At 72.1% G+C, this 24,129-nt stretch carries 25 protein-coding genes; 12 read left to right on the forward strand and 13 right to left on the reverse strand.

Features of this window, described 5'->3' with window-relative positions:
* Positions 1-3 precede the first annotated feature (3 nt).
* Together HCT63_RS18465 and HCT63_RS18470 are read right to left on the reverse strand one after the other, a co-directional pair.
* The gene (locus tag HCT63_RS18465; protein ID WP_167008329.1) at positions 4-447 is read right to left on the reverse strand and encodes a hypothetical protein; all 444 of its coding nucleotides are present in this window, start codon (positions 445-447) and stop codon (positions 4-6) included.
* Complete coding sequence (locus tag HCT63_RS18470; protein WP_243843115.1) at positions 444-1,238, reverse strand: alpha/beta fold hydrolase; 795 nt, start codon at positions 1,236-1,238, stop codon at positions 444-446. The genes HCT63_RS18465 and HCT63_RS18470 overlap by 4 nt, the downstream gene beginning before the upstream one ends.
* Before the next feature lie 140 nt (positions 1,239-1,378).
* Here HCT63_RS18470 and HCT63_RS18475 point away from each other — a divergent pair, with 140 nt between their 5' ends.
* The 6 genes from HCT63_RS18475 to HCT63_RS18500 all read left to right on the forward strand — a co-directional run bounded on the left by HCT63_RS18475 (position 1,379) and on the right by HCT63_RS18500 (position 6,936).
* Positions 1,379-2,101: a lysophospholipid acyltransferase family protein gene (locus tag HCT63_RS18475; RefSeq protein WP_167008332.1), complete on the forward strand. Its 723-nt coding sequence runs from the start codon at positions 1,379-1,381 to the stop codon at positions 2,099-2,101.
* Between the two features lie 11 nt (positions 2,102-2,112).
* A complete protein-coding gene (locus HCT63_RS18480) occupies positions 2,113-3,273 on the forward strand; it encodes a DUF5931 domain-containing protein (protein ID WP_167008335.1) in 1,161 nt (386 codons plus the stop codon).
* A 10-nt stretch (positions 3,274-3,283) separates the two neighbouring features.
* Positions 3,284-3,928, forward strand: a complete 645-nt coding sequence (locus HCT63_RS18485) for a response regulator transcription factor (protein WP_167008339.1) — start codon at positions 3,284-3,286, stop codon at positions 3,926-3,928.
* 35 nt (positions 3,929-3,963) lie between these two features.
* On the forward strand, positions 3,964-4,989 hold the full coding sequence (locus HCT63_RS18490) for an ATP-dependent 6-phosphofructokinase (RefSeq protein WP_167008341.1): 1,026 nt from the start codon (positions 3,964-3,966) through the stop codon (positions 4,987-4,989).
* A 45-nt stretch (positions 4,990-5,034) separates the two neighbouring features.
* Complete coding sequence (locus tag HCT63_RS18495) at positions 5,035-6,369, forward strand: 3-deoxy-7-phosphoheptulonate synthase class II (protein ID WP_208322512.1); 1,335 nt, start codon at positions 5,035-5,037, stop codon at positions 6,367-6,369.
* 66 nt (positions 6,370-6,435) lie between these two features.
* Entirely contained in the window at positions 6,436-6,936 is a 501-nt protein-coding gene (locus HCT63_RS18500; RefSeq protein ID WP_167008344.1) for a hypothetical protein, read from the forward strand.
* 87 nt (positions 6,937-7,023) lie between these two features.
* Here HCT63_RS18500 and HCT63_RS18505 read toward each other — a convergent pair whose 3' ends face one another.
* Positions 7,024-7,650 carry a flavin reductase family protein gene (locus HCT63_RS18505; RefSeq protein ID WP_167008347.1) on the reverse strand — a complete coding sequence of 209 codons (627 nt, stop codon included), beginning with the start codon at positions 7,648-7,650 and terminating at the stop codon, positions 7,024-7,026.
* A gap of 35 nt (positions 7,651-7,685) precedes the next feature.
* Here HCT63_RS18505 and pdxY point away from each other — a divergent pair, with 35 nt between their 5' ends.
* Complete coding sequence (pdxY, locus tag HCT63_RS18510; protein ID WP_167008350.1) at positions 7,686-8,543, forward strand: pyridoxal kinase PdxY; 858 nt, start codon at positions 7,686-7,688, stop codon at positions 8,541-8,543.
* Positions 8,544-8,588: 45 nt separating this feature from the next.
* On the opposite strand, the gene HCT63_RS18515 is transcribed toward pdxY, so the two are convergent.
* From HCT63_RS18515 to pknB, 3 genes are read right to left on the reverse strand one after another with little or no spacing between them, the layout of a single operon-like run.
* Complete coding sequence (locus HCT63_RS18515) at positions 8,589-9,497, reverse strand: DMT family transporter (protein WP_167008353.1); 909 nt, start codon at positions 9,495-9,497, stop codon at positions 8,589-8,591.
* Positions 9,494-10,381, reverse strand: a complete 888-nt coding sequence (locus HCT63_RS18520; protein ID WP_243843116.1) for a deoxyribonuclease IV — start codon at positions 10,379-10,381, stop codon at positions 9,494-9,496. Before HCT63_RS18520 ends, HCT63_RS18515 begins: the two co-directional genes overlap by 4 nt.
* 42 nt (positions 10,382-10,423) lie before the next feature.
* Complete coding sequence (gene pknB / locus HCT63_RS18525; protein WP_243843117.1) at positions 10,424-12,469, reverse strand: Stk1 family PASTA domain-containing Ser/Thr kinase; 2,046 nt, start codon at positions 12,467-12,469, stop codon at positions 10,424-10,426.
* A gap of 140 nt (positions 12,470-12,609) precedes the next feature.
* Between pknB and HCT63_RS18530 the strand changes: the two genes are divergently transcribed.
* A complete protein-coding gene (locus HCT63_RS18530; RefSeq protein ID WP_167008356.1) occupies positions 12,610-12,996 on the forward strand; it encodes an Rv2175c family DNA-binding protein in 387 nt (128 codons plus the stop codon).
* A 20-nt stretch (positions 12,997-13,016) separates the two neighbouring features.
* Here the strand turns inward: HCT63_RS18530 and HCT63_RS18535 are convergent, their stop codons facing one another.
* Complete coding sequence (locus HCT63_RS18535; RefSeq protein WP_208322513.1) at positions 13,017-14,072, reverse strand: polyprenyl synthetase family protein; 1,056 nt, start codon at positions 14,070-14,072, stop codon at positions 13,017-13,019.
* Positions 14,073-14,151: 79 nt separating this feature from the next.
* On the opposite strand from HCT63_RS18535, the gene metF reads away from it, so the two are divergent.
* Together metF and HCT63_RS18545 are read left to right on the forward strand one after the other, a co-directional pair.
* Entirely contained in the window at positions 14,152-15,042 is an 891-nt protein-coding gene (gene metF / locus HCT63_RS18540; protein ID WP_167008361.1) for a methylenetetrahydrofolate reductase [NAD(P)H], read from the forward strand.
* Between the two features lie 63 nt (positions 15,043-15,105).
* On the forward strand, positions 15,106-15,390 hold the full coding sequence (locus HCT63_RS18545; RefSeq protein ID WP_167008364.1) for a hypothetical protein: 285 nt from the start codon (positions 15,106-15,108) through the stop codon (positions 15,388-15,390).
* Between the two features lie 15 nt (positions 15,391-15,405).
* On the opposite strand, the gene HCT63_RS18550 is transcribed toward HCT63_RS18545, so the two are convergent.
* The gene (locus tag HCT63_RS18550; protein ID WP_167008367.1) at positions 15,406-16,686 is read right to left on the reverse strand and encodes an FAD-dependent oxidoreductase; all 1,281 of its coding nucleotides are present in this window, start codon (positions 16,684-16,686) and stop codon (positions 15,406-15,408) included.
* Positions 16,687-16,920: 234 nt separating this feature from the next.
* Positions 16,921-17,388 carry a YbaK/EbsC family protein gene (locus HCT63_RS18555; RefSeq protein WP_167009310.1) on the reverse strand — a complete coding sequence of 156 codons (468 nt, stop codon included), beginning with the start codon at positions 17,386-17,388 and terminating at the stop codon, positions 16,921-16,923.
* A gap of 77 nt (positions 17,389-17,465) precedes the next feature.
* Between HCT63_RS18555 and HCT63_RS18560 the strand changes: the two genes are divergently transcribed.
* Positions 17,466-18,203 (forward strand): methyltransferase domain-containing protein, encoded by a 738-nt coding sequence (locus tag HCT63_RS18560; RefSeq protein WP_208322514.1) that lies wholly within the window; start codon positions 17,466-17,468, stop codon positions 18,201-18,203.
* Between the two features lie 22 nt (positions 18,204-18,225).
* Here the strand turns inward: HCT63_RS18560 and HCT63_RS18565 are convergent, their stop codons facing one another.
* Entirely contained in the window at positions 18,226-19,023 is a 798-nt protein-coding gene (locus HCT63_RS18565; RefSeq protein WP_167008370.1) for a L,D-transpeptidase family protein, read from the reverse strand.
* Between the two features lie 146 nt (positions 19,024-19,169).
* Between HCT63_RS18565 and HCT63_RS18570 the strand changes: the two genes are divergently transcribed.
* Complete coding sequence (locus tag HCT63_RS18570) at positions 19,170-19,574, forward strand: DUF3040 domain-containing protein (protein WP_167008373.1); 405 nt, start codon at positions 19,170-19,172, stop codon at positions 19,572-19,574.
* A 25-nt stretch (positions 19,575-19,599) separates the two neighbouring features.
* Here HCT63_RS18570 and HCT63_RS18575 read toward each other — a convergent pair whose 3' ends face one another.
* Genes HCT63_RS18575 through HCT63_RS18585 form a run of 3 tightly spaced genes read right to left on the reverse strand, consistent with a single transcriptional unit; the run spans position 19,600 to position 24,066 of the window.
* Entirely contained in the window at positions 19,600-21,915 is a 2,316-nt protein-coding gene (locus HCT63_RS18575) for a DUF3488 and transglutaminase-like domain-containing protein (RefSeq protein WP_167008376.1), read from the reverse strand.
* The gene (locus tag HCT63_RS18580; RefSeq protein WP_167008379.1) at positions 21,912-23,150 is read right to left on the reverse strand and encodes a DUF58 domain-containing protein; all 1,239 of its coding nucleotides are present in this window, start codon (positions 23,148-23,150) and stop codon (positions 21,912-21,914) included. The genes HCT63_RS18575 and HCT63_RS18580 overlap by 4 nt, the downstream gene beginning before the upstream one ends.
* A 1-nt stretch (position 23,151) precedes the next feature.
* On the reverse strand, positions 23,152-24,066 hold the full coding sequence (locus HCT63_RS18585) for a MoxR family ATPase (RefSeq protein ID WP_243843149.1): 915 nt from the start codon (positions 24,064-24,066) through the stop codon (positions 23,152-23,154).
* Positions 24,067-24,129: the final 63 nt, after the last annotated feature.

Consider the following 24,129-nt stretch of genomic DNA (forward strand, 5'->3'; position numbering starts at 1 on the left):
GGGTCAGAGGACAGCGCCGTGGTCGGGGTCGTCACCGCGATTGTGGTCGCCACGGCGTACGAGCAGCACGAGCAGGCCCGCCACGAACGCCACGACCGCGGCGCCCGGGATGACGCCGGGGACCGGGGCGCCGACGACCGCGAGCACGAACAGCAGCGCCGGCCCGCCGATCAGCCCCGCCCACGCGGCGCGGGTCCAGCGGTCGCCCGGCGGCAACGGCTCGGGCTCCGGCGGCACGAAGTCGCCGTCCTGCCAGGCGTCGTCATCCTCCTCGTCCGGCAGCGGGTCGGACCAGCGCGGCTGGAACACCTCCTGCGCGCCCGCCGGTGGCGCCAGCGCGTTGGTCGCGCTCGTGTCGGGTGGGTCCTCGTCGGCGTCGGGGAGCGAGAGCTCCAGACCTGCCACGATCCGCTCGAACTCCTCGTCGTCGGAGGTCGATCCGCTCATCGGGCCGGATCACTCTCCTGCGGGCTGGGGCTGGGGCTGGTGTGGCGGGCGATGAACGCCGCCGACTCCTGCCAGATCCGATCGGCGTCGTGGTCGAGCGTCGCCACGTGATAGCTGTCCTCCAGGACGACCTCGACCGCCACCGCCGAGGAGACCCCGGCGAGGACGATCCGGGCGGACGACGGGTCGAGCACGTGGTCGTCCACGGAGCGGAACAGCAGCAAGGGCTGCATGACGCGGTGCAGGTTGGCGCGGACGTCGGCCCACAGCCTCGTCTGCGACCACAGAGCGTGCAGCGGCGTACGGTCGTAGCCCGACTCGTCCACCCCGGCCTTCTTGATGTCGTTGCCGATGCCGGGGAGCGACGGGACCACGTGGCGCAGGACGGGGAGCGCGGCGAGCCGGCGATCGACCAGGTTGACCGCCGGGTTCACCAGGACGATCGCGTCGACGTCGGAGGGGCGTTGCTCGGCGAGCCGCAGCGCGAGCGCGCCGCCCATCGACAGGCCGGCGACGGCGACGTGGTCGCAGCGGCTCCGCAGGTCGTCGAGCGCGCGGTCGACGTCGGCGTACCAGTCCTCCCAGCGTGTGCGGTTGAGCTCCTGCCACGTCGTGCCGTGGCCAGGCAGCCGCGGCACGCGCACGGTGAACCCCTGCGAGGCGAGGTGACGTGCCCATGGCGTCATTGAGGCGGGCGACCCGGTGAACCCGTGGCAGAGCAGCACACCGGCCCGGCCGCTGTCGAGTGCCAGCGGGTGCGCGAGCGGGTGCAGCATGGGGGCTTGAGCCATACCTCCATCTTCTCCCACGGGGCCCCGTCCGTGCCAGGGGATCGCCACCTCCGGCGACCTCGAGGAGCGGCCGACGGGTGCAGTCCTCGCCAGCGGACGGCTCGCGCAATGTACGCTTTCGCTGATCGAGAGGGGAAGTCTTGCTCTACTGGCTGCTCAAGTTCGTAGTCCTAGGCCCGGTGCTGAAGGTCGTGTTCAGGCCGGAGGCCTCGGGGACGGAGAACGTGCCTGCCGAGGGGCCGGTGATCATCGCGAGCAACCACCTCTCCTACAGCGACTGGCTGTTCATGCCCCTCGTCGTGCCGCGCCGGGTGACGTTCGTCGCCAAGGCGGAGTACTTCACGAGTCCCGGCATCAAGGGCTGGTTCCAGAAGACGTTCTTCTCCTCCACCGGGCAGGTCCCGATCGACCGTACGGGCGGGCGTGCCTCTGAGGGGGCCCTGCGCACCCAGTTGCGTCTGCTGTCCAAGGGCGAGGTCTGCGGGATCTACCCCGAGGGCACGCGCTCGCCGGACGGGCGTCTCTACCGCGGCCGTACGGGCGTCGCGCGGCTCGCGCTGGAGTCCGGCGTGCCGGTGATCCCGGTCGCGGTGACGGGCACCAACATCGTCGCGCCTCCGGGCAAGATCTTCGGCCGCTACACCCGTCCGAGCGTGCGCTTCGGCGAGCCGCTGGACTTCAGCCGGTACGAGGGGATGGCCGACGACCGCTACATCCTCCGCGCGATCACCGACGAGATCATGTACGAGATCATGCGGCTCTCGGGTCAGGAGTACGTCGACACGTACGCCTCGCGGTCGCGCAAGGCGGAGCCCGAGGCCGCGGCGGAGCCCGACGTCCACGAGCTCCCGAAGGCGTCGTAGGGACCAGCGCGATGGACCGCGTCACGCGCGCCGCGCAGCAGGTGGACGACCAGTTCTATCGTGTCCTCACGGTGCTGCGGGCGGTCACGCTCGTCTATGCGGTCGGCGTCAACGCGGCCCGGTGGCGCGACTTCGAGCACCCGGTCACGGCCTGGGTGCTGATCGGCGTGATGGTCGTGTGGTCCGGCGTCGTCACCTGGCTGTACGAGCCGCGTCATCGCACGTCGTGGGTGTTCATCGTCGACATGCTCGTCACGCTGGCGCTGCTGCGTTCGACCCAGTACGTCCACACGCCCGAGATGCTGGCCGAGCACACGTTCACCCTGACGACGTACTGGGTGACGACCGTCGTGCTGTGCTGGGCGGTGCGCTGGGGCGTGACCGGAGGCCTCCTCGCGACGGCGATCGTGCAGAGCGTCGACGTCACGATGCGCCCGACGGTCAACTCGTCGACGGTCGGCAACATCTTCCTCATGGTGCTGGCGGCCATGCTCGTCGGCTACTGCGCCCACGCGCTGCGCGTCTCGGCCGTACGACGCGTCGAGGCCGAGCGGGCCGCGGCGATGGCGACCGAGCGTGAGCGGCTGGCCCGCGCCGTCCACGACGGCGTCCTGCAGATCCTCGCGCTCGTCCAGCGCAGGGGCGCCGAGATCGGTGGCGACGCGGCCGAGCTGGGACGCCTGGCCGGCGAGCAGGAGCTCGCGCTGCGTAGCCTGATCCAGTCGCGGGCACGTGAGGAGTCCGCCAGCGACGGGGAGATGACCGACCTCGGGCGCGCGCTCGACGGGCTCGCCGAGCCGAAGGTCAGCGTCGCGACGCCGAGCCGGCCGGTGACGATGCCGGCGGCGACGGTGGGGGAGATCGTGGCCGCCGTGCTGGCCTGCCGCGCCAACACCCTCGTCCACGGTGGCGCGGAGGCCTCGACCTGGATCCTCCTCGAGGCTGAGAGCGACAGGGTCGTCGTGAGTGTCCGCGACGACGGTCCCGGCATCCCCGAAGGTCGCCTGGAGCGGGCGGAGGCAGAGGGCAGGCTCGGTGTCGCGGCCTCGATCCGCGGCAGGCTCCGTGACCTCGGCGGCAAGGCAGTCCTGGTCGACACGGCTGGTCATGGATGCGAGTGGGAGCTCGTCGTCCCGCTCCAGCGTGTGCCCGGCGCTGCCTCGGCACGGTAATGTGCCGCGCATGGTACGAGTGATGGTCGTCGACGACCACCCGTTGTGGCGTGAAGGCGTGGCCCGCGACCTGACGGAGGCTGGACTCGAGGTCGTGGCCACCGCGGCGACCGGCACCGAGGCGATCAACCGGGTGGTCGCCACCCGGCCCGAGGTGCTGCTGCTCGACCTCAACATCCCGGCGCCCGACGGCGTCGAGGTGACCGCGCAGCTGACCCAGCGCGGTCTCGACACCAAGGTGCTCGTCCTGAGTGCCTCGGGCGAGCAGCAGGACGTGCTCGACGCCGTGAAGGCCGGTGCCAGCGGCTATCTCGTGAAGTCGGCGTCGCGTGAGGCTCTTCTCGACGCCGTCCAGGCCGTCGCCCGCGGTGAGAGCGTCTTCACGCCCGGCCTCGCGGGGCTCGTCCTCGGCGAGTACCGCCGCCTCTCGGAGGCGCCGCCGGCCGACGAGCCCGACGCGCCGCGGCTGACCGACCGCGAGACCGAGGTGCTGCGCCTGGTCGCCAAGGGCCTCACCTACAAGCAGATCGCCGAGCGGCTGGTCCTGAGCCACCGCACGGTCCAGAACCACGTGCAAAACACGTTGCGCAAGCTCCAGCTCCACAACCGGGTTGAGCTCGTGCGCTACGCCATCGAGCGCGGGCTCGACGAGTAGCGTCCGGAGGGGGCTGGCGCGGACGGGAGGGCGCGATGCGCATCGGAGTACTCACGGGCGGCGGGGACTGCCCCGGCCTGAACGCCGTCCTTCGGGCGGTGGTCCTGCGTGCGGCGGCGGCGCCGTCCGCCGAGATCGTCGGTTTCCGTGACGGATGGCGCGGGCCGCTCGACGGCGACGTCCGTCCGCTCGGTCGGGACGACGTCGCAGGCATCCTCGATCGCGGGGGCACGATGCTCGGCTCGTCCCGTACCAATCCGGTGGGCATGGACGACGGCATCGCCCGGGTCAGGGCGGGGCTCGAGGCGGCCGGCTGCGACGCCCTGATCGCCATCGGAGGCGAGGACACGCTCGGCGTCGCCCACGCGCTCGCCGAGGCGGGTGTGTCGGTCGTCGGTGTCCCCAAGACCATCGACAACGACCTCTCGGCGACCGACATCACGATCGGCCACGACACCGCCGTCGCCATCGCGGCCGAGGCGGTCGACCGGCTCCGGACGACCGCGGAGTCGCACCACCGCGCGATGGTCGTCGAGGTGATGGGCCGTCACGCCGGGTGGATCGCGCTGCGCGCGGCGCTGGCCGGCGGAGCCGACGCGCTCCTGATCCCCGAGCAGACGTTCGACGTCGACGACGTCCTCGCGCGCTGTGCCGCCGTACGGGCCCGGGGACGGGCCCCGATCGTCGTCGTGGCCGAGGGGGCGCTGCCGGTCGACGGCGAGGAGGTCCTCTCGAGCAGCGGCACCGACGCGTTCGGTCACGTGCAGCTCGGGGGCATCGGCGCGTGGCTGTCGGCGGAGATGGCGCGGCGGGGCGGGCAGGAGCCACGCACCGTGGTCCTCGGCCACACCCAGCGCGGCGGCCCGCCGACGGCGTACGACCGGATCCTCGGCACCCGTTACGGCCTCGAGGCCGTCGAAGCCGTCCTCGACCGGGACTGGGGAGCGATGGTCGCTCTGCGTGGCGACGACATCGTCCGCGTACGGCTGGCCGAGGCCGTGGGACGGCTTAAGACGGTGCCGCCCGAGCTCGTCGCGTCGGTCTCTGCCGTGCTCGGGTGACGAGACGCCGCCCGGGTGCTGGCAGGCGCGTCGTACCCTGGCGGGGTGAGCATCCCGACCCTCGAAGAGCTCCGCGCCCTCGGCGCGGCGCAGCAGCCGACCTACCTCGACACCGCCGCACGCGACGCGGCCGTGGAGCGTCTTCGCGGGATGCCGCCCCTGGTCTTCGCCGGTGAGGCCGACCAGCTGCGCGAGAAGCTCGGAGCGGTGGCGCGCGGCGAGGCGTTCGTCCTCCAGGGCGGCGACTGCGCCGAGACGTTCGACGGCGTCAACGCTGACAACATCCGCAACAAGCTGCGTGTGCTGCTGTCGATGGCGGTCGTGCTGACGTACGCCGCGAGCGTGCCGGTCGTCAAGATTGGACGGATGGCCGGCCAGTACGCCAAGCCCCGCTCGAGCGACACCGAGACCCGCGACGGCGTGACGCTGCCGGCGTACCGGGGTGACGCCGTCAACGGCTTCGACTTCACGCCCGAGGCTCGTGCGCACGACCCGCAGCGGCTGCTCGAGGTCTACCACGCCTCTGCGGCGACGCTGAACCTCGCGCGCGCCTTCACCCAGGGCGGATACGCCGACCTGCGCAAGATGCACGCCTGGAACTCCGACTTCGTGCGCAACAGCCCGGTGGGTGCCCAGTACGAGTCGATCGGCGACGAGATCGACAAGGCGCTCGCGTTCATGGACGCGATCGGCATCGATCCCGACGAGTTCCACACGGTCGACTTCTACTCGTCGCACGAGGCCCTGATCCTCGAGTACGAGCAGGCCCTCACGCGCATCGACCAGCGCACCAGCAAGCCGTACGACGTCTCCGGCCACTTCCTGTGGATCGGGGAGCGCACCCGCCAGCTCGACGGTGCCCACGTCGAGCTGCTGAGCCGCATCGCCAACCCGGTCGGCATCAAGCTCGGCCCGACGACGACGCCGGACGACGCGCTGGCGTACGCCCGCACGCTCAACCCGGACAACACACCGGGCAAGCTGACGTTCGTCACACGGTTCGGCGCCGGCAAGATCCGCGACCTGCTCCCCGAGCTGGTCGAGAAGGTTCACGCCGCCGGTGTGCAGGTCGCCTGGATCACCGATCCGATGCACGGCAACACGTTCGCGACCGACAACGGCTACAAGACGCGCGAGTTCGACGACGTCATCGACGAGGTGCGGGGCTTCTTCGAGGTGCACCGTGCGCTCGGCACCTGGCCCGGTGGCGTCCACGTCGAGCTGACCGGCGACGACGTCACCGAGTGCGTCGGCGGCGGCGGCAAGCTCGTGGCGGCCGATCTCACGCACCGCTACGAGACGCTGTGCGACCCGCGTCTCAACCGTGCGCAGTCGCTGGAGCTGGCGTTCCTCGTGGCGGAGATGCTGCGCGAGCGCTGAGCTCGCCATTGCGGGGTGCTCGCCACGCCCGCCATGATCGGACCTCCCTGACTCTGGAGGTCTCCCATGAACAAGGCCCTCGCCGTCCTGCTGTCGACCGGAGCGCTCGTCCTGGCTACCGCGCTGCCGGCCCAGGCCGCGACCCGTACTCTCACCGACGAGGACGAGGTGTCACCGGCGAGAGCCGACATCACGGCGCTCAAGGTCGTGAACGGTGACAAGCGGCTCGTCGGCGTGGTGAGCCTGCGGAAGGCCGTACGGGGCAAGACCACTCTGGGCCTCGTCATCCTCACCCGTCGGGGGCAGAGGTACGGGGCGTGGACGATGGCGACAAAGGACGGCAAGCAACGCAAGCGCCTGCTCACGGAGCTGGACGAGAAGCCGTCGGACCTGCGCTGCAAGGGGTTCCGCGTACGGATCGACCAGCGTCGTGACGTGGTGCGCTTCAGCATTCCTCATCGGTGTCTCGGCGACCTGCGCGGCAAGCTGCGCGTTGCCGCGCTGAGCGAGGGGCGCGGTGGCGCTGACCTCGACGGCACGCGCTTCCTGCGCGTGCCGCGGGGCTGACGAGGCTCCGCTTGTGTGCACCGAGCGCCACGCATTCCTGGCGCTCGGTGCATGAAACCGGCGCCTCGTCGCCGGCTGCCCGCCGTCTTAGCGCGGGCGCCGCATGTCCAGGCGTTGCTCGGGCCGGATCCCGAAGTAGGCGGTCGGCCCGCCAGCGCGCAGCAGCGGGCGAGCGGCCGCCGTGTCGTAGACCCCTTCGACCAGCAGGTCGGTCGCGATGTGCACCCCGACGACCTCGCCGAGCGTCAGCCAGCTCTCGGCGGGGCTGCCGTCGGCGGCGGTCAGCCGGATGACCTGCGACGTCCGGCACTCGAAGGCGACCGGCGACTCCGCAACGTACGGCACATCCACGACGTCGCCGGGCACCGGGGTGAGGCCGGCGAGCTCCATCTCGTCGACGTCGGACGGCACGGTCGCCGACGTCGCATTCATCGCCTCCGCCAGATCCTCGGTGACGAGGTTCCAGCAGAACTCGCCCGTCGCCTCGGCGTTCGCGACGCTGTCCTTGCGGCTCGTGCTGGCGAACCCGATGATCGGCGGCGCGTAGGAGAAGGCATTGAAGAAGCTGTACGGCGCCAGGTTCACGACGCCGTCGGTCCCGCGGGTGGAGACCCAGCCGATCGGGCGCGGAGCGACGATCGCGTTGAACGGGTCGTGCGGCAGACCGTGGCCCTCGGACGGGCGGTAGAAGTAGTGGTCGTCTGCGGGTCGCACGTTGCGACCGTACGACACGTCGTACGCTGTCGGTCGTGCAGGTCCTCTCGATCCAGTCCTCCGTCGCGTACGGCCATGCTGGCAACAGCTCGGCCGTCTTCCCGCTGCAACGCCTCGGCGTCGACGCGTGGCCGGTCAACACGGTCGCCTTCTCCAACCACACCGGGTACGGCGTGTGGCGCGGCGCCGTCTTCGAGGCGTCGCAGGTCGCCGACGTCATCACCGGCGTGGGGGAGCGTGGCGTCTTCCCGCAGCTCGATGCCGTGCTGTCGGGCTACCAAGGGTCACCCGAGGTCGCGGAGGTGATCCTCGACGCGGTCGCGAAGGTCAAGGCTGCCAATCCCGAGGCCGTCTACTGCGCCGATCCGGTCATCGGTGACCGCGGTCGCGGCGTGTATGTCCGCCCCGGCATCGCCGAGCTCATGCGCGACCGGATCATCCCGGCGGCCGACATCACGACGCCCAACCAGTTCGAGCTCGAGCTGCTGACCGGAGCGGAGGTCGGCTCGCTCGACGCGCTCCTGGCCGCCGTCGATGCGCTGCGCGCCCGCGGGCCGCAGATCGTGCTCGTCACCTCCGTCGAGGTGCTCGACCCGAGCGACGAGACGATCTCGATGGTCGCCGTCGACGGCTCGGGCGCCTACGTGGTGACGACGCCGAAGCTGGAGATGAACGTCGTCGCAGGGTCGGGCGACGCGACGACCTCGATGTTCCTCGGGCGGCTGCTCCAGTCCGGCATGGACGTGCCGGACGCGCTCGGCAAGGTCGCCTCGTCGATCTACGGGATCCTCAACCACACCCGCCGTACGGGCGCGGGCGAGATGGAGGTCGTGGCGGCGCAGGCCGTCATCGCGGACCCGCCGATGGAGTTCGTGGTCGAACGCCTGCGCTGACTCTCCCACCTCGCTCCCGGGTCACTCTCTCCGCGTCCCGGGTCGCTATTGCGAGAGGTGGGGGACCTCGGCCTCGATGTGCCGTCGCGGGGCGGCTTCGGCAAGCAGCATCGCGGCGAGCACCAGCCCACCACCGGCGAGCGTGCGCACGGTCAGCGACTCGTCGGTGAACCCGATCGCGAAGGCCGCCGCGAACACCGGCTCCATCGACATGATGATCGCCGCCCGGGTCGCCGGGAGGTGGGCCTGCGCCCAGGTCTGTGCAAGCATCGCGAACGCGCCGGCGACAAGCGCCATGTAGACCATGCTCACCCACTGGCCGCCGGTCTGCGGGAGCACGATGCCGCCGGGTGCGCTGATCGCGAAGCACAGCACCGCGATCACCGCCATCTGCACGACGGCGAGCGCGTACGCCTCCCGGGCGGACGTCCACGCGCCGAGCATGACGATGTGCAGCGCGTAGAGGACCGCGGACAACAGGGTGATGCCCTCGCCGTACCCGATCGCGAGTCCCTCGAGCGAGAGGAACGCCAGCCCTGCGGTCGCGACCGCGACGGCGATCCACACTGTCGCTCCGATCCGCTGTCGAAGGACGAGCGCGGCGAGGATCGGCGTGAAGACGACGTACATGCCGGTCACGAACCCCGACACGCTCGCGGCGGTGTGCGCGAGGCCGACGGTCTGCAGGATCTGCGCCCCGCCGTAGACGAGGCCCAGCACCACACCGCGGCGCAGGCTCCCACCGCCGAGCGCGAGCACGGCCCGCGGCCGCAGCAGGAACAGCGCGGCAGCCGCGATCGCGAACCTGACGGCGAGGAAGTCGACCGGAGGGACGACCTCCACCAGGTCCTTGATGAGGAAGAACGTCGAGCCCCACGCTGCGGTGACGATGAGCAGCGCGCCCGCCGCCAGGAACGCGTACGACCTCTCCGTCGTCGGTTCGGTGGCGCTCACTGGGGGCGGAGCGCTGCCAGGAGCGCGAGGTCGTCGCGCCACGCGTCGGCACCGCCGGGCGTCTCCAGGACGAACGGCACGCCTTCGGTGACGGGGTGGGCGAGCATCGCCGCGAACGCCTCCTTACCGAGGTGGCCCTGGCCGATGCGCTCGTGGCGGTCCTTGAAGCTGCCGCGTACGTCCTTCGAGTCGTTGGCGTGCACGAGCCCGAGCCGGCCGGGACCGGCGATATCGACCAGGCGCTCCAGGGTCGACGCGACACCGTCGGGCTCGTCCAGCGGCTCACCGGCGGCGAAGGCGTGGCAGGTGTCGAGGCAGATGCCGACACGCGGGTGGTGCTCGAGTGCCTCCAGGTACGGCGCGAGGTCGTCGACCTTCGCGCACAGCGAGCGCCCCTGGCCGGCCGTCGGCTCCAGCAGGAGGCGGGGCCCGTCGTCGGGAAGCGCGTCGAGCAGCGGGAGGAGCCCCTCACGGACCTGACGCAGCGCGGCTTCGTACGTGCCGTCGTCGACGCAGGACCCCGTGTGGACGACGAGACCGCGAGCGCCGATCGCGGTTGTACGACCGAGGTTGTGCGCCACGCTGGCGACGGACTTCTCGTACGTGGCGGCACTCGGGCTGCCCAGGTTCACGAGGTACGGCGCGTGGACGAACGCGGGCACGCCCTCGGCTTCGCAGAGTTCGCGGAATGCTGTGTCCTGTGCCGGATCCCCCGAGGACGGCGCCCAGCCTCGAGGGTTGCCGGTGAAGACCTGGAGGGTGTCGCCGCCGAGCTCGCGCATGACCTTCCACGCGCCTTTGGCAAGGCCGGGTCCGACGGGAACGTGCGCCCCGAGCGGGTTGCGGGCATGCGTCAGAGGGTGGTTTGTCGAGGGGGAGGACACGCCGCCATCCTAGGCTGATCGTCCGGTCGCAACGATCTCGCCTCAGACGATGCGCAGCACGATCGTCGAGCCCGGAGGGGCCTCGTCCCCACCGCCGGGGGACTGACGCGACACCAGGTTGCTGCCGAAGTGGATGCGCTCCTTCTCGACCTTCACCTTGAACCCCGCGGCCTCCAGGATCGCCGTCGCGTCGTCGACGTTCTTGCCGATGACACCCGGCACCTCGATGGGCTGGGGGCCGTCGGAGACGGTGAGCGTGACGGTGTCGCCCTTGTAGGCGGTGCCGTCGGCGGGGTCCTGGGCCATGACCTCGTCCTTGCGGACCTCGTCGTCGTGGACCCGCTCCACCTTCACCTCGAGCCCTGCCTTCTCCAGCTTGGCCTGGGCGTGCTTCAGCGACTTGCCGGTGTAGTCGACGACGTCGACGGGTCGTCGGCCCTTGCTCACGACGAGGTCCACCTCGGTGTCTGGCCGGATCATGCGCCCGACCGGCAGCGACATCGAGATCACGTCGCCCAGGTCGACCGAGTCGCTGTACTTGCGGTCCACCTGCCCGATGACGGCCTTGATGTCGGTCAGTGCCGACTCCGCCTCGCTCTCGGACATGCCTTCGAGATCGGGTAGGGGATAGCGCTCCTTGCCCTTCGAGACCGTCAGCGTCAGCGTCCCGTCCGGAAGGATCCGCCCACCCGGCCCGGGGTCGGTGGAGACGATCGAGCCTCGGGCGACGGTCTCGCTGTAGGCCTCGTCGCCGGTATCGACCGTGTATCCGGCCTGCTGGCCCTCGGTGCGTGCCTGCGCGAGCGTCAACCCGACCAGATCGGGTGCGGACTCGTAACGGGCGACGCCGAACCACCAGCCGAGACCTGCCGCGACGAGCGCCACCACGAGCGCGAGGATCAGCAAGCGGCGCCCGCGACGGTGCTGACGTCCTGCCGCGGCACGGGTGCGCGCGGGATCGACCGGGGCCGTGGGGATGCCGGAGGAGTCGCGGGTGACCGTGCGCGTCGCCTCGTAGCCGGCGTCGTACGGAGGCGACGGCTCGACCAGCGGTCCTGCGGCCACGTGGGTCGCCGCGATCGTGTCCGAGGCGTCGTAGCCGGCGTAGGCGTCGTGACCGGCGACCGTGGTCGCGAGCGCCGCCTCCGGCGTGGAGGCCTCGAGGAGGTCGTCGCTCCCGGCGGCCACGATGCGGTGGAGCCGCAGATCCTGGGTGAGCTCGACGTCGTCCACGATCCCGGCCTCCAGCGCGGAACGGACCCGTCGCACCTGGTGCAGCAGCACGCGCGCGTCCGCCGAGCGCTGGTCGCGGTCACGCGCGGTGGCGCGGGCGACAAGGGCGTCGACGTACGGGGGGATGCCGGTCACCATCGTCGACGGTGCGGGGACGTCGGCGTGAACGTGCTGGTAGGCGACCTGGATCGGAGTCTCGCCCGTGTGAGGCTTGGCGCCGGTGAGCATCTCGTACATCACCGCCCCGACGGCATAGACGTCGCAGCGCGCGTCGGCGCCCTCGTTGAGGACGAGCTCGGGTGCCAGGTACGAGACGGAGCCGATGAGCACGCCCGTCGTCGCCTGGGAGCGCGCGGTGATGGCGCGGGCGAGCCCGAAGTCGGCGACCTTCACGTGCCCGCTGGGGGTGATGAGGACGTTCTCCGGCTTCACGTCGCGGTGGATGATGCGGGCGTCGTGCGCCGCCGACAGCGCGAGCAGGAGGGGCTCGACCAGCGTCAGCACGCGCCGCGGCGGCAGCGGGGCCTCACGGCTGATCACGTCGCGCAAGGTGTGGCCGGGCACGTACTCCATCACGAGATAGAGCAGCCCGGCGTCGTCACCCTGGTCGAAGACGGCGACCACGTTCGGGTGGTTGAGGCGAGCGGCGGCGCGCGCCTCGGCCTGCAGCCGGGTGGTGAAGTCCTGGTCGCCGCCGGCCGCGTTCTGCATGACCTTGACAGCGACCGTACGGTCGAGGCGCGTGTCGGTGGCGAGCAGGACCGTGCCCATGCCGCCGCGGGCGAGCACCTGACGAAGGTGGTAGCGGCCGTCGATCACGCGGCCCACGAGCATCTCGTCGTCGGTCGTCGTCACGGTCACCTCCTCCACGTCGGGCGTCGCGGTCGGCCCTCGCGCGGGCGCGTGGACGTGCCAGGCGGCCCCGCCTCAGTGTAGGTGAGCCCGGGGAGCCGACCGTGGAAGGCGAGCCGACGGCGTCGTGCGAGTCTTGTCCTATGGCAGACGACACCTCCGGCACCGAAACGACGGCTGTCCGGCTCGACGCGCTGATCGACGACTGGCTGACGTGGGAGGAGGCCGCCGCCGAGCTCGAGACGACGGTGAGCCGCATACGGCAGCGGATCCGCGAGAGGGAGCTCCTGGCCGTACGGTCGGCGTCCTCGTCGCGCCCGCGCATCCCCGCTCTGCTGATCGCCGACTCCGCCCCGCTCGAAGGCCTGCGCGGCACCCTGGTGCTGCTCGACGACGCACGCTTCACCGACGAGGAAGCGGCGGAGTGGCTGTTCACCGCCGACGACACCCTGCCGGGTCGACCGGTCGACGCGCTGCGTGAGGGGCGCGGACGCGAGGTCCGCAGGCGGGCGCAGGCCCTGGGCTTCTGAGGCGGCGTTCGAGACGCGCGTCACGCCGTCCGTCGCACGGCCCGCGACGCGAGGTCGGCGAGCTCGTCCGCGTACGGGGCGAGCGGTGCGAGGGCGAGCGCAGCCGCGGCCTGGTCCTCGAGTGCCGCGATGTCGTCCTCGAGCCGCCGCAGCGCACCGGTGTCGCGGATGACGTCGCGCAGCCCGTCGACGGCGGCGGGGGAGAGGTCGGGATCGCCGATCCCGAGATCGAGCGTGGCGCGCTGCTCGAGCGTCGCGCGCTCGTAGGCGTGGGCGACGAGCACCGTCTGCTTGCCCTCGCGCAGGTCGTCGCCCGCGGGCTTGCCGGTGATCTCGGGGTCGCCGAAGACGCCGAGGACGTCGTCGCGCAGCTGGAACGCCTCCCCGACCGGGAGCGCGTACGCGCTGAGGGCGTCAAGCGTCTGCGCGGGTGCGCCGGCGAGGGCAGCACCGAGGTGGAGCGGTCGCTCGACGGTGTACTTCGCGGCCTTGTAGCGCACGACACGCATCGCCTCGTCCACCGAGCTCTGCCCGATCGCGCCGCCGACGAGGTCGAGGAACTGGCCCGCGACGACCTCGGTCTTGCAGGCGTCGAGGTACGGGGTGGCGCGTGTGACGACCTCGGGCGCGAAGCCGGCCGTACGGAACATCTCGTCCGACCACGACAGGAGCAGGTCGCCGAGCAGGATCGCCGCGCCGGTGCCGTACGCCTCGGGGGAGCCCTGCCAGCCCTGCTCGCGGTGGGCGATCGCGAACGCGGCGTGCGCGGCCGGATTGCCGCGGCGGGTCAGCGACGCGTCGATCACATCGTCGTGGACCAGCGCGCTGGCCTGGAGCCACTCCAACGCTGCCGACGCGCGGACCACCGCTGCCTCGTCACCGCTCCCGCCGGCGACCGTCCAACCGGCTCGGCAGAACGTCGCGCGCAGGCGCTTGCCCCCGCGCGCGGACGCCTCGGCGGCGTCGAGGAAGGGGAAGAGGCGAGGTCCGAGGGGGGCGAGGCGCTCGCGCTGGAGGGCGGCGAACGCCTCGAGCTCCTCGCCGACCCGGACGGCGAAGGCGGCGGCGTCGTTCACGCTCGTCACCCTACCCGCGCTGTCCCACGAGCTGATCGCGGCGCGGGCGCGCGCCCGCGCCGCGGCTAAGGTGGGCCGCATGCCGACCGCACGCCGTCTCAGCGAGGACATCGCCGCACCCACGGCGAGCTTCTCGTTCGAGTTCTTCCCCCCGAAGAGCGATGCTGGCGAGCGGACTCTGTGGACGGCGATCCGTGAGCTCGAGCCGCTGCGTCCGACCTTCGTCTCCGTGACGTACGGCGCGGGCGGCACGACGCGCGACCGCACGGTCCGCATCACCGAGCGCATCGCGACCGAGACGACGCTTCGCCCCGTCGGCCACCTCACCTGCGTCGGGCAGTCGCGCGACGACCTGCGGACGGTCCTGGGCCAGTACGCCGCGGCAGGCGTGCGCAACATCCTCGCGCTGCGCGGAGACCCGGTCGGCGGTCCCGGCGCACCGTGGACCTCCCATCCCGACGGCCTCGACCACGGCGACCAGCTCGTCTCCCTGGTCTCGGGTCTCGGCACGTTCTGCGTGGGCGCCGCCGCCTACCCCAAGGGTCACCGCGAGGCCCCCGGCCTCGATGCCGATGCCGAGGTCGTCGTCTCCAAGGCGCGCGCGGGTGCGGAGTTCGCGGTCACCGACTTCTTCTTCCTCGCCGACGACTACCTCGGGCTCGTCGAGCGGGTGCGGGCGCGCGGCTGCGACATCCCGATCGTGCCCGGCATCATGCCCGTCACCAACCTCGCCCAGATCACCCGCATGGCCGAGCTGTCCGGGCACCCCGTCCCCGCATCGGTGGTCTCGCGCCTCGAGCCGTGGGTCGACGACCCGGATGGCCTGCGGGCCGAGGGCACGCTGATCGCCACCGAGCTGTGCAACACCCTGCTCGAGCAGGGGGCGCCGGGGCTGCACTTCTACACCCTCAACCGGTCCCGCGCGACGCGGCAGATCTACCAGAACCTCGCTCACGCCGCCGTCGTGTGAGCCGCGACCCGCCGGGGAGTGCAACGTCCGGCGGGAGACTCCTCCCGGTGCGATCCTGAAAGCGTGACTCGGGAGCAGCACCGCAAACGGGGGATGCTGGTGCTCGGCGGACTGATCGGGGCCGCCGTGTTCGTCGGCTGTGCCCTCGGCTATCTGCAGGTCGGCGTCCGCGGCGACCTGCTCGTCGTCGCGTGGTGGTTGAGCGGGCTCGTCGTGCTCGCGTTCGCGGTCGCCGCGTGCAAGGTGGAGGACGACGGCATCGAGCGGCCGCGCTACCTCGGCTCGCTCGTCACGGGGCTGCGCCAGGAGTGGAGCCACGCCGAGCGCGACTCCACGCCGCGTCGCTGACCACACCGGCCGAACTCACGGGCGGAGCGTCTCGGCGGCGGCCGCCGCACCGAGGGCGACCAGCTCCGTGGATGGTCCCGGGTGCGCGTTGACTCCGACGCGCAGGTAGCCCGGACGCAGCGGGCCGACTCCGGGCACCGCGAACGCCGTAGGCCAGCCCGACCACTGCCACCCGAATCGCGCACCCCCGCGGACGAGGTCGACCGCGCTGACGTCCTCGCGGTGCACGACGTGGTCCTCGACGTCAATCCCGAGCCGTCGCATGCTGACGAGGGGATCCTCGGCGCCGACGTGCTCGACCGTCCAGGCCTGACCGTCGCCGGCATGGGTCGCGCTCGGCAGGATGCGCACCGGCGTACCGCCGTGCACCACGGTCTGCTGCACGAGCCGTGGGGCGTGCGGGCCGAGCCCGAGGTACGTCCGTGCCGCGGGCACGAGCGGGAGGGCCCCGCACTCCTGGCGGCCTCCGGGGGGCCCCGGTGCCGCCCACACCACGACGTCGGCGCGGATCGTGCCGCCCTCGGTCACGACTCCGGTCACCGCGCTCGCGCCGACGACGTCGTGCGCGCGGGTGGAGAGGCGGACGTCGACGCGCCGCTCCTCCAGCCGCCTCTCGAGCGCGGCGAGGAGCGCGGTCGTGCCACCGTCGATCCGCCACCGTCCGAAGGAGCGCTCCACCAGGTCGTACACGCCGAGGAACGCAGGGAGCGCGCGGGGCTGCTGGCCGTTGAGGCGGTGGCGGTCGAGCACCATCGCGCGCAACGACGGATCACGCAGTGCGCGCCGAGCGGCGCGCTCCAGCCCGGTGCGAGGGCTCAGCGTGCGCCACTGGTCACGGGTGAAGGACGTACGCCCGACCAGCCGTTGCTCGAGGGCGTGCCGTCGCAGCACCTCCCAGACCTCGTCGAAGGCGTCGAGCCATCTGGTCCATCGCTCGCCGGCTCCGCTGCCGAGGACCGCGTCGATCGTGTCGGTCTGGGCGCCGCGGCTCCCGGTAGGGAGGTCGAGGACCATGTCGCGGGCCAGCACGTGGCGGCGCGCGACCGGCAGGGCGACCAGGTCGAGCACACGGTCCACCGGGCGGCCCGACTTTTTGAAGAGGTCGCGCACCGTCGCCGGGAGCGTGACCTCCGACCATCCGTGGTCGAACGACCAGCCGGCGCTTTCGTACGGGACGAGCTGGCCACCGAGCCGTTCGGACTCCTCCAGGAGGGTCACGCGGTGCCGGAGCTTGGCGATGCGTACGGCCGCTGCGATGCCGGCGAACCCACCTCCGACCACGACCACGTCAGCCACCCGGACAGGCTACCGACACGTCCGGCGGTGACGAACGCCGCCTGCGGGCGCTCGGACGGCCCGGGGTGCTCAGGAGGGAATGAGTATGAACGCCCATAGCGCGTCGGTGCCCGGCCGCTGCACACTGGTTGCGATGTCACTCGTCCGGCTCGCGTCGGGGGTCGGGCCGGGCGGGAGGCATCGGAGGCGCCAGCGGATCTCCCGTCCGGCGCCTCCTCCTTTCGTCTGGGCGGGTCAGCTGACCTCGGTCGGCGTCCCTCCGGTGATCGCTACCAGCTGCTCGTACGAGGTCGCGAACACCGCGTGCGGGTGACCCGCCGCCGCCCACACGACGTCGTAGTCGCGAAGCGCCACGTCCACGAAGGTCCGGATCGGACGGGGGTGCCCGACCGGCGCGACGCCGCCGATGACCTGGCCGGTCGAGGCGCGGACGAACGCGGGGTCGGCCCGCTCCAGCGGCTCCATGCCGTGTGCGGCGGCGACCACGGCAGTATCGACCTGGTGCGACCCGCTCGTGAGGATGAGCACCGGCTCGCCGCCCGAGGCGAAGACGAGACTGTTGGCGATCGCGCCGACCTCGACCCCGAGTGCGTGGGCCGCCTCACGCGCCGTACGGGCGGAGTCCGGGAGCACGCGGACGACCTCATCGACGACTCCGTGCGCGGCGAGCGCGTCGACGACCTGTTGGATCCGAGGATGCATGACGTTCACACGGGAGACCGTACTGCGTCGGCAGCTCGCGGTGGCGCGCCCTCAGTGTGGGTTGAGACAGTGGACGGGTGAGTGAACCGTCATCGTTGCCCCGCACGGAACGTCCCAGCGACGTCGTGGCCGCGACGCTCGCCGCGATCGCGGAGACCGCTGGACGCCCTCTGCGGGTCGTCGACCTCGGTGGTGGGACCGGCGGGCGCGCCGTAGACCTGGCTAGGCGCGGCCACGACGTGCTGGTCGTCGATCGCAGCGCCGACGCCCTCGCGATGCTCGACCAGCGCGCGTCGGCTGCCGGCGTCGCCGCTCGGATCGACAAGGTGCAGGCGGACGTGTCCGAGCTCGGCGCGCACGTCGCGGACGGCGAGGTCGACCTCGTGCTCTGCCACGGGATCCTCGAGGTCGTCGACGACCCGGCAGCGTTGCTCGCCGCGGTGGCGCGGGCGCTGCGGCCGGGCGGGCACGCCAGCATCCTGGCCGCGGGCCGGCTCCGGTCCGTGCTGGCGCGAGCGCTGGCGGGCGACCTCGTACGGGCCCGACGGCTCCTTGCGCTCGACGCCGAGGGCTGGGACCGCACGGTCGACGGGCCCCGCCGCTACGTCTTGGTCGAGCTCGTCGCGCTCATCGAGTCCGAGGGGCTCCTCGTCGAGAGCGCCGACGGCGTGCGCGTGCTCGCCGACCTCGTCCCGAGGGCGCTCGTCGAGTCGGAGGCCGACCGTCAGGCACTGCTGTCGCTCGAAGAAGCCGCCGCCGCGGATCACCGGTTGCGAGAGCTCGCCGGCGCCCTGCACGTCATCGCCCGGGCGTGAGCGCGCCGCGCCCGGGCGGGGATCAGCTCCAGGCGCCGTAGACCGTGACCTTGAGCTTTTTGTTGGCCGTCAGTGCCCACAGCTGCTTGGCGTCGGGGATGTACATGTTGACGCAGCCGTGGCTGTGCCCCACGAACGGATCCATCATCAGGTACGACGCGTGGAAGGCCTGGCCCCCGGAGAAGAACTGGGCGTACGGCATCTTGGCCTCGTAGATCGAGCTGACGTGGCTCTTGCTGCGGAAGAAGACCGAGAACGAGCCGGTGCGCGTCTTGGACGACGACGCGCCGCCGCGGACGAGCCAGGAGTTCCAGAGGGTGCCGTTCTTGTAGAGGACCACCTGGTGCCGATTGCGGTCGTAGCAGGCGTGCCAGCCGGACGACTTGCAGCGCTTCGGGATGCTGGACTTGCCGCGGACCGTCTTCTGGATGAGTCGCTTCCACGTCGCGGTGTTGGCCACGCCGGTGCGCTTGAGCCCGACCCGCTTCTGGAACTTCTTGACGGCCTTCTCGGTGCGTGCCGTGTAGGTCCCGTTGACCGCGCCGCCGTAGACGCCGGCCCAACGCAGGCGGTACTGGAGCTCGCGCACGTGCTTGATCGAGGTCACCGAACGGTCACGATCGCCCGGACGCGTCGTGGCGCGGTAGAACCGGTCCTTCTTCGACGCCTTCGCGCGGGCGAGCGACGCGGGCACGCCCGTGGGCGCAGCAGTCGAGGCGGCAGCGGGCGCCGCGGTCGCCGGGGCGGCCGAGGCGACCGCGACAAGGGCGCTGGACAGCACGAGAGTGGCAGAGCTGACGAGCGCGGTGAGGCGGAGCATCGACGTCCTTCCGAGGGCAGGGAGGGGGAACCGACGCCCCCGTGCGGACAAACAATAGCCCGTGCTGTGGCGTTGCCGTGGGCGCCTGCCTAGACTGGGCGCTGAAGGTGCTGGCAACGGCCGGTCGAGTGTCAGGGAGGCCCGAAGTGCCGCTCTCAGAGGAAGAGCAGAGGTTGCTCGAGCAGTTGGAGCATGCCCTCGCTGCGGAGGACCCGAGGCTCGCGTCGACCTTGCGCGGCTCGAAGCTCCGGGCACGTGCACGCCGGATCGTCGTTCTCGCGGCGATCGGCTTCGTGGCCGGTGTCGGTCTGCTCATGACCGGCGTGATCGCCGCTTCGACGCCACTGGGCGTCCTCGGATTCGTCCTGATGGTCGCGGGCGCCTACTTCTTCCTCACTGCTTGGAAGTCGCGAGACGTCGACTCGCCCTCGGACCCGCGCCAGGCGCCGCCGGCACATCCGGGTCACGGAGCCAGCCGTGCTCCCGCTTCGGAGTCCTTCATGCACCGCATGGAGGAGCGCTGGAAGCGTCGCCGCGACTCCGGCGCCTGACCGCCCGCATCTCACTCCCTCAAGCTCACTCCCTCAACGACAGCACCTCGTCCGCCTCGCGTGCCGTCCCGCGCTGGTCGCGGACGGCGAGCACCGATCTCGGGAGCACGGCCGCGAGCAGGTGCTGGCCTCGTGACGTGGTGTCGGCCATTGCCGTCCGCAGCCGGCTGACCACGTCGGCGAGGTCGACGGGCTCGTACGCAGGGGCATAGCGGCTGCGCTCCACGGCATCGACCAGCGTGTCGAGCGCGCCACGGATGTCGGGGTCGTCGCGCAGCCGCGCGCGCAGCGGAGCAACCGTCGCGCGTGGTGAGGCGCCGTCGGTCCAGCCGAGGCCGAGATCGGTCGCCGTGTCGCGGACCTCCGCCCATGCGTCCTCGACCGTCGTCTCGCCGCCGCCTGCGTGGAGGCGACGGTGACGCCGGGTGGTGCGGACGACGGCAGGCGCGGCGAGAAGGAGCAGGAGCACCACGCCGACGACGACGAGCAGCACCATCCGTGACGAGGCGTCGCCCGCACCGTCCTGGGATGCCGGTCCGGTCTCACGACCCTGCGAAGCGTTGGGGGCGTTCGTCGGCGCCGTGGTCGGTGCGAGCGACGACTCGGGCTCCGTGGGGGCCGACTGGTCACCCTCCGCGAACGACGGCGCCGCATAGCCGCTGCCGCCTGGAGTGGGCTCGAAGGCCACCCATCCGATCCCCGCGAAGTACAGCTCTGGCCAGGCGTGCATGTCGGTCCCGCGGAACACCCACGAGCCGGCGGCGCGGCCGGGCTCGCCGGAGAGGAAACCGATCGAGACGCGGGCGGGGATCCCGAGCGAGCGGGCCATCATCGCCATCGCGGTCGAGAATTGCTCGCAGTAGCCGACCCGGTCGTCGGTGAGGAAGTCCTCGATCGTCCCCATCCCGGACCCGGCCCGCTGGTCGAGGGAGTACTCGAAGCCACCGTCCTCGCGGAACCACCGCTGGAGGGCGACTGCGCGGTCGAACGCGTTGTCGGCACCCTCGGTGACCTCCTCCGCACGCTCGGCGACGACCTCGGGTGTCCCGCTCGGGAGGTCCACGAACGAGGACATCGTCAGGGTCGACGCCGGTGCGGTCCGCATGTCGCTCTCAGTGGGTCGGGCGAGCACCGCGTCGAACGCATAGGTCTCGCCGGCGAAGCTCCCCAGCCGCGCGATGCGGCTGACGTCCAGCATGCTCCGGTTGATCTCGACGCCCTCGGGATCGGAGAGCGTGATCGCGCTCGGTGCGTAGACGAGAGGGAGCCAGCGGGTCTCGAACCCGGGCGAGACCGCGACGGAGTAGCGGGCGTCTCGCCGGCCCACGCCGACATTGAGGCCAGGGATGGCGGGAAGGTCGTCGTCGAGCTCCTGACCGGCGCCGACCCGGTCGCCGAGGGTCCATCCGCGCGCGCCGACCGACTGGAGCGAGGCCAGCCGGACGTAGCGGGGCCGCGGAGAGCCTTCGAGCTCCTGCATCGTGAGCAGCACCTCATGGCTCTGTCCGCGCAGGTTGCGCCGCATGTCGAGAACGGGGTTGTCCAGGCCCGTTCCGTTGCCGCCGGAGCCGCTGCTGCCCCCACCGAACAGGTTCTGGGACGCTGCGGGCGTCAGCGCTGGGACGAGCATCGCGATCGCGACGGCCGCGACGGTGATGCCCGCCGCGGGCAGCGAGGCCCCCACCCGGGCGAGCGCGGTGGGGGCAAGCATGCTCGTCGTGGCGTCGGTGGTCCCGACCATCCGTGGCCCCCAGTACGCGGTGTCGTCGCGCCGCGTCACGGCGAGCAGGGCCGCGTACGCCGTCGCTCCGAGGACGAACGCCCAGGGCTGCACCTCGCCGCCGAGCAGCGTCGCCGGGATCATGAGGACGGCGAGCAACACGAGTCCGAGCGCGGGGGTCCAGCGCAGCTCCGAGGCCATCACGTCGATCACCAGTGCGACGACGATGATCAGCGTGGCGAGAGTGGCGTCGAGCGCCGGCGCGTCGGGGACGGGCGCGGCGTACCGCTGGGCGTGCGTGTAGGTCGCCTCGCCGATCGCCCGGGCCTGCTCCACGGTCCGACCGGTCGGGACGAGGCCGGCGATGCCGGTGCCCGCGCCGTACGCGGCGGTGAGCCAACCCACGGCGACCGCGGCCTGGCCGGTGACGACGAGGGCGCGGGGAGTGGCGACGGCGCGCAGCAGGACCCCGGTGAGGACGACGGCGGCGGCACCGAGCGCGCCCTCGGCGAGGAAGGACCCGTCCACGACCAGGGGAGCGAATCCGGCACCGACGGCGACGGCGAGCAGCCACACCCACAGACCCGTCCAGGCCGCGTGCGCGGCACGAGCGGCGCTCATCGGACGGAGTCCTTGGCCGCGATCACGGCGAGCGCGCGCCACGCGTCGCCGACACTCTGTCCGCCACCGACGGCGACGGCGTCCCACCCGCGCGAACGGGCGGTCGTGGCGAGGTCGGCCGACGCACCGGTGCCGACGCCTGCGCGCGACAGCCAGCCGTCGGCGTCGAGGACCAGCGCGAGGCGGCGTCCGGCCGCGGTCGAGCACCGGTCGAGGTGGTCGAGCGCCTCGGGGTCGGCACCGGTGACGATTGCGACGACCGTCCCTCGCGAGGCCAGGACGTCGGCGGGCACGAGCGCGGTGGTGCGGCGGGCGGAGGTCCGTACGGCCGCGAGCTCGTCGAGGATCAGGCCGAGCTCGTCGGGGGCCGAGTCGTGGGAGTCTGTCGTGTCGGTCGCGAGCCGGACGTCCCAGCCGTTGCCGGAGAAGTGGGCGGCGACCGAGGCGGCGGCAGAGACCGCCCACTCGAACGTGCCGTCCTTGCCCGGTCGGTGGACGTCGCGGCGGGTGTCGAGGAAGACGGTGACGTCGGCGTGCCGCCCCTCCTCCTCGCGCCGGACCATCAGCTCACCCGTACGGGCGGTGGTCCGCCAGTGGATCCGGCGCAGGTCGTCCCCCGTGCGGTACTCGCGAACAGAAGCGTCGTCCGGCCGGCCGATGGCGCCGAGGCGCACACGGTGATCGCCGCGCTCGGCGCCGACGCCACCGGCCCACATGCGGCCGAGCGGGTGAACCGTCGGCGTCACGACCAGCGGCGTCGTCGCGTGGAAGGTGCGGCCCACCGACAAGAACCCGAACGGGTCGCCGACACGTACGGTGAGCGGGCCGATCGCATGGAAGCCGCGTCGCCGGGGTGTGACGCCGTACCGGACGAGGCAGTGCCACTGGCTGCCGCGGCTCACGACGCTGAAGCGGCGCCGACCGCCGAGAGCGTCGGGGAGCTGGTCCTCGAGGAGCAGGGTCCCCGAGGCGCCGTGCCCACCGCCGTCGACCTGGAGCGCGACCTCCACGTCGGTGCCGGCGGGGACGCGGGGAGGCGTGACCTCTCGGAAGGCGCTGACGGTGCTGCGGCTGCGGGCGACGACGAGCACGGCGACGAGCGGCAGCGCGAGCGCGAGCACCCCGATCCGGACAAGGACGTCGAGCCCGAGGAGGAGGCCGCCGACGAGGACCGTCAGTCCCGCGGCGACGAACGCCCGGCCGCGGGACGTCAGCGCCGAGAGCGTCGCGCGCATGTCACCGACCGGGCTCGGGAACGCGGACCTCGGCGAGGACCTCGCGGACGACGTCCGACGCCTGCCATCCCGCGACGACGGCGTCGGGGGAGAGGAGCAGACGGTGGGCGAGCACGGGCTCGGCCAATGCCGCGACGTCGTCGGGGAGCACGTACGGGCGCCGGTCGAGGGCAGCCCGTGCCCGTGCGGCGCGCACGAGGTGGAGCGTGGCGCGCGGTGAAGCGCCGAGGCGCAGCCGTGAGGTGGAGCGGGTGGCGTGGGTCAGCGCGACCGCGTACTGCTCGATCGCGGGTGCGACGTGCACCGTACGGACGGTGGCGACGAGATCGGCGACCTGCTTGACGTCGGTGACCGGCGCGAGGTCGGACAGCGGGTCGGCACCGCCGTGCTCGCGCAGCATCGCGGCCTCGGCCTCCGCCGAGGGGTAGCCCATCGAGACGCGCGCCATGAAGCGGTCGCGCTGCGCCTCGGGGAGCGGGTAGGTGCCCTCCATCTCCAGGGGGTTCTGGGTGGCGACCACCATGAACGGGTCCTCGAGCGGGTACGAGGTGCTGTCGACGGTGACCTGGCGTTCTTCCATGCACTCCAGCAGCGCGGACTGCGTCTTGGGCGACGCGCGGTTGATCTCGTCTCCGACGACGACGTTGCCGAAGACGGCACCCGGTCGGAACTCGAACGTGCGCGACTCCGGGTCCCACACCGAGGTGCCGGTGACATCGCTCGGGAGCAGGTCGGGCGTGAACTGGATGCGGCGCATCGATCCGTCGATCGAGCGGGCGAGCGCCTTGCTCAGCATCGTCTTGCCGACCCCGGGGACGTCCTCGAGGAGGAGGTGCCCGCCTGCGAGGAGCACGACGACGGCGGTGCGGACCACCTCGGACTTGCCGACGATGACGGTCTCGATGTTGGCCGCCAGCCGTCCTGCGGCGGCGACGAGCTCGTCGGTCTGGTCGGGGCCGGGCGGAGCTGGCGGCTCTCG

Source organism: Mumia sp. ZJ430 (genome assembly GCF_011751845.1).
Classification (GTDB): domain Bacteria; phylum Actinomycetota; class Actinomycetes; order Propionibacteriales; family Nocardioidaceae; genus Mumia.

What these genes read in the sequence shown, in the direction of transcription:
- HCT63_RS18465 (WP_167008329.1), bottom strand. Translation starts at nt 447, where the DNA reads ATGAGCGGATCGACCTCCGACGACGAGGAGTTCGAGCGGATCGTGGCA.
- HCT63_RS18470 (WP_243843115.1), bottom strand. Translation starts at nt 1,238, where the DNA reads ATGGCTCAAGCCCCCATGCTGCACCCGCTCGCGCACCCGCTGGCACTC.
- HCT63_RS18480 (WP_167008335.1), top strand. Translation starts at nt 2,113, where the DNA reads ATGGACCGCGTCACGCGCGCCGCGCAGCAGGTGGACGACCAGTTCTAT.
- HCT63_RS18485 (WP_167008339.1), top strand. Translation starts at nt 3,284, where the DNA reads ATGGTACGAGTGATGGTCGTCGACGACCACCCGTTGTGGCGTGAAGGC.
- HCT63_RS18490 (WP_167008341.1), top strand. Translation starts at nt 3,964, where the DNA reads ATGCGCATCGGAGTACTCACGGGCGGCGGGGACTGCCCCGGCCTGAAC.
- HCT63_RS18500 (WP_167008344.1), top strand. Translation starts at nt 6,436, where the DNA reads ATGAACAAGGCCCTCGCCGTCCTGCTGTCGACCGGAGCGCTCGTCCTG.
- HCT63_RS18530 (WP_167008356.1), top strand. Translation starts at nt 12,610, where the DNA reads ATGGCAGACGACACCTCCGGCACCGAAACGACGGCTGTCCGGCTCGAC.
- metF (WP_167008361.1), top strand. Translation starts at nt 14,152, where the DNA reads ATGCCGACCGCACGCCGTCTCAGCGAGGACATCGCCGCACCCACGGCG.
- HCT63_RS18555 (WP_167009310.1), bottom strand. Translation starts at nt 17,388, where the DNA reads ATGCATCCTCGGATCCAACAGGTCGTCGACGCGCTCGCCGCGCACGGA.
- HCT63_RS18565 (WP_167008370.1), bottom strand. Translation starts at nt 19,023, where the DNA reads ATGCTCCGCCTCACCGCGCTCGTCAGCTCTGCCACTCTCGTGCTGTCC.
- HCT63_RS18575 (WP_167008376.1), bottom strand. Translation starts at nt 21,915, where the DNA reads ATGAGCGCCGCTCGTGCCGCGCACGCGGCCTGGACGGGTCTGTGGGTG.
- HCT63_RS18580 (WP_167008379.1), bottom strand. Translation starts at nt 23,150, where the DNA reads ATGCGCGCGACGCTCTCGGCGCTGACGTCCCGCGGCCGGGCGTTCGTC.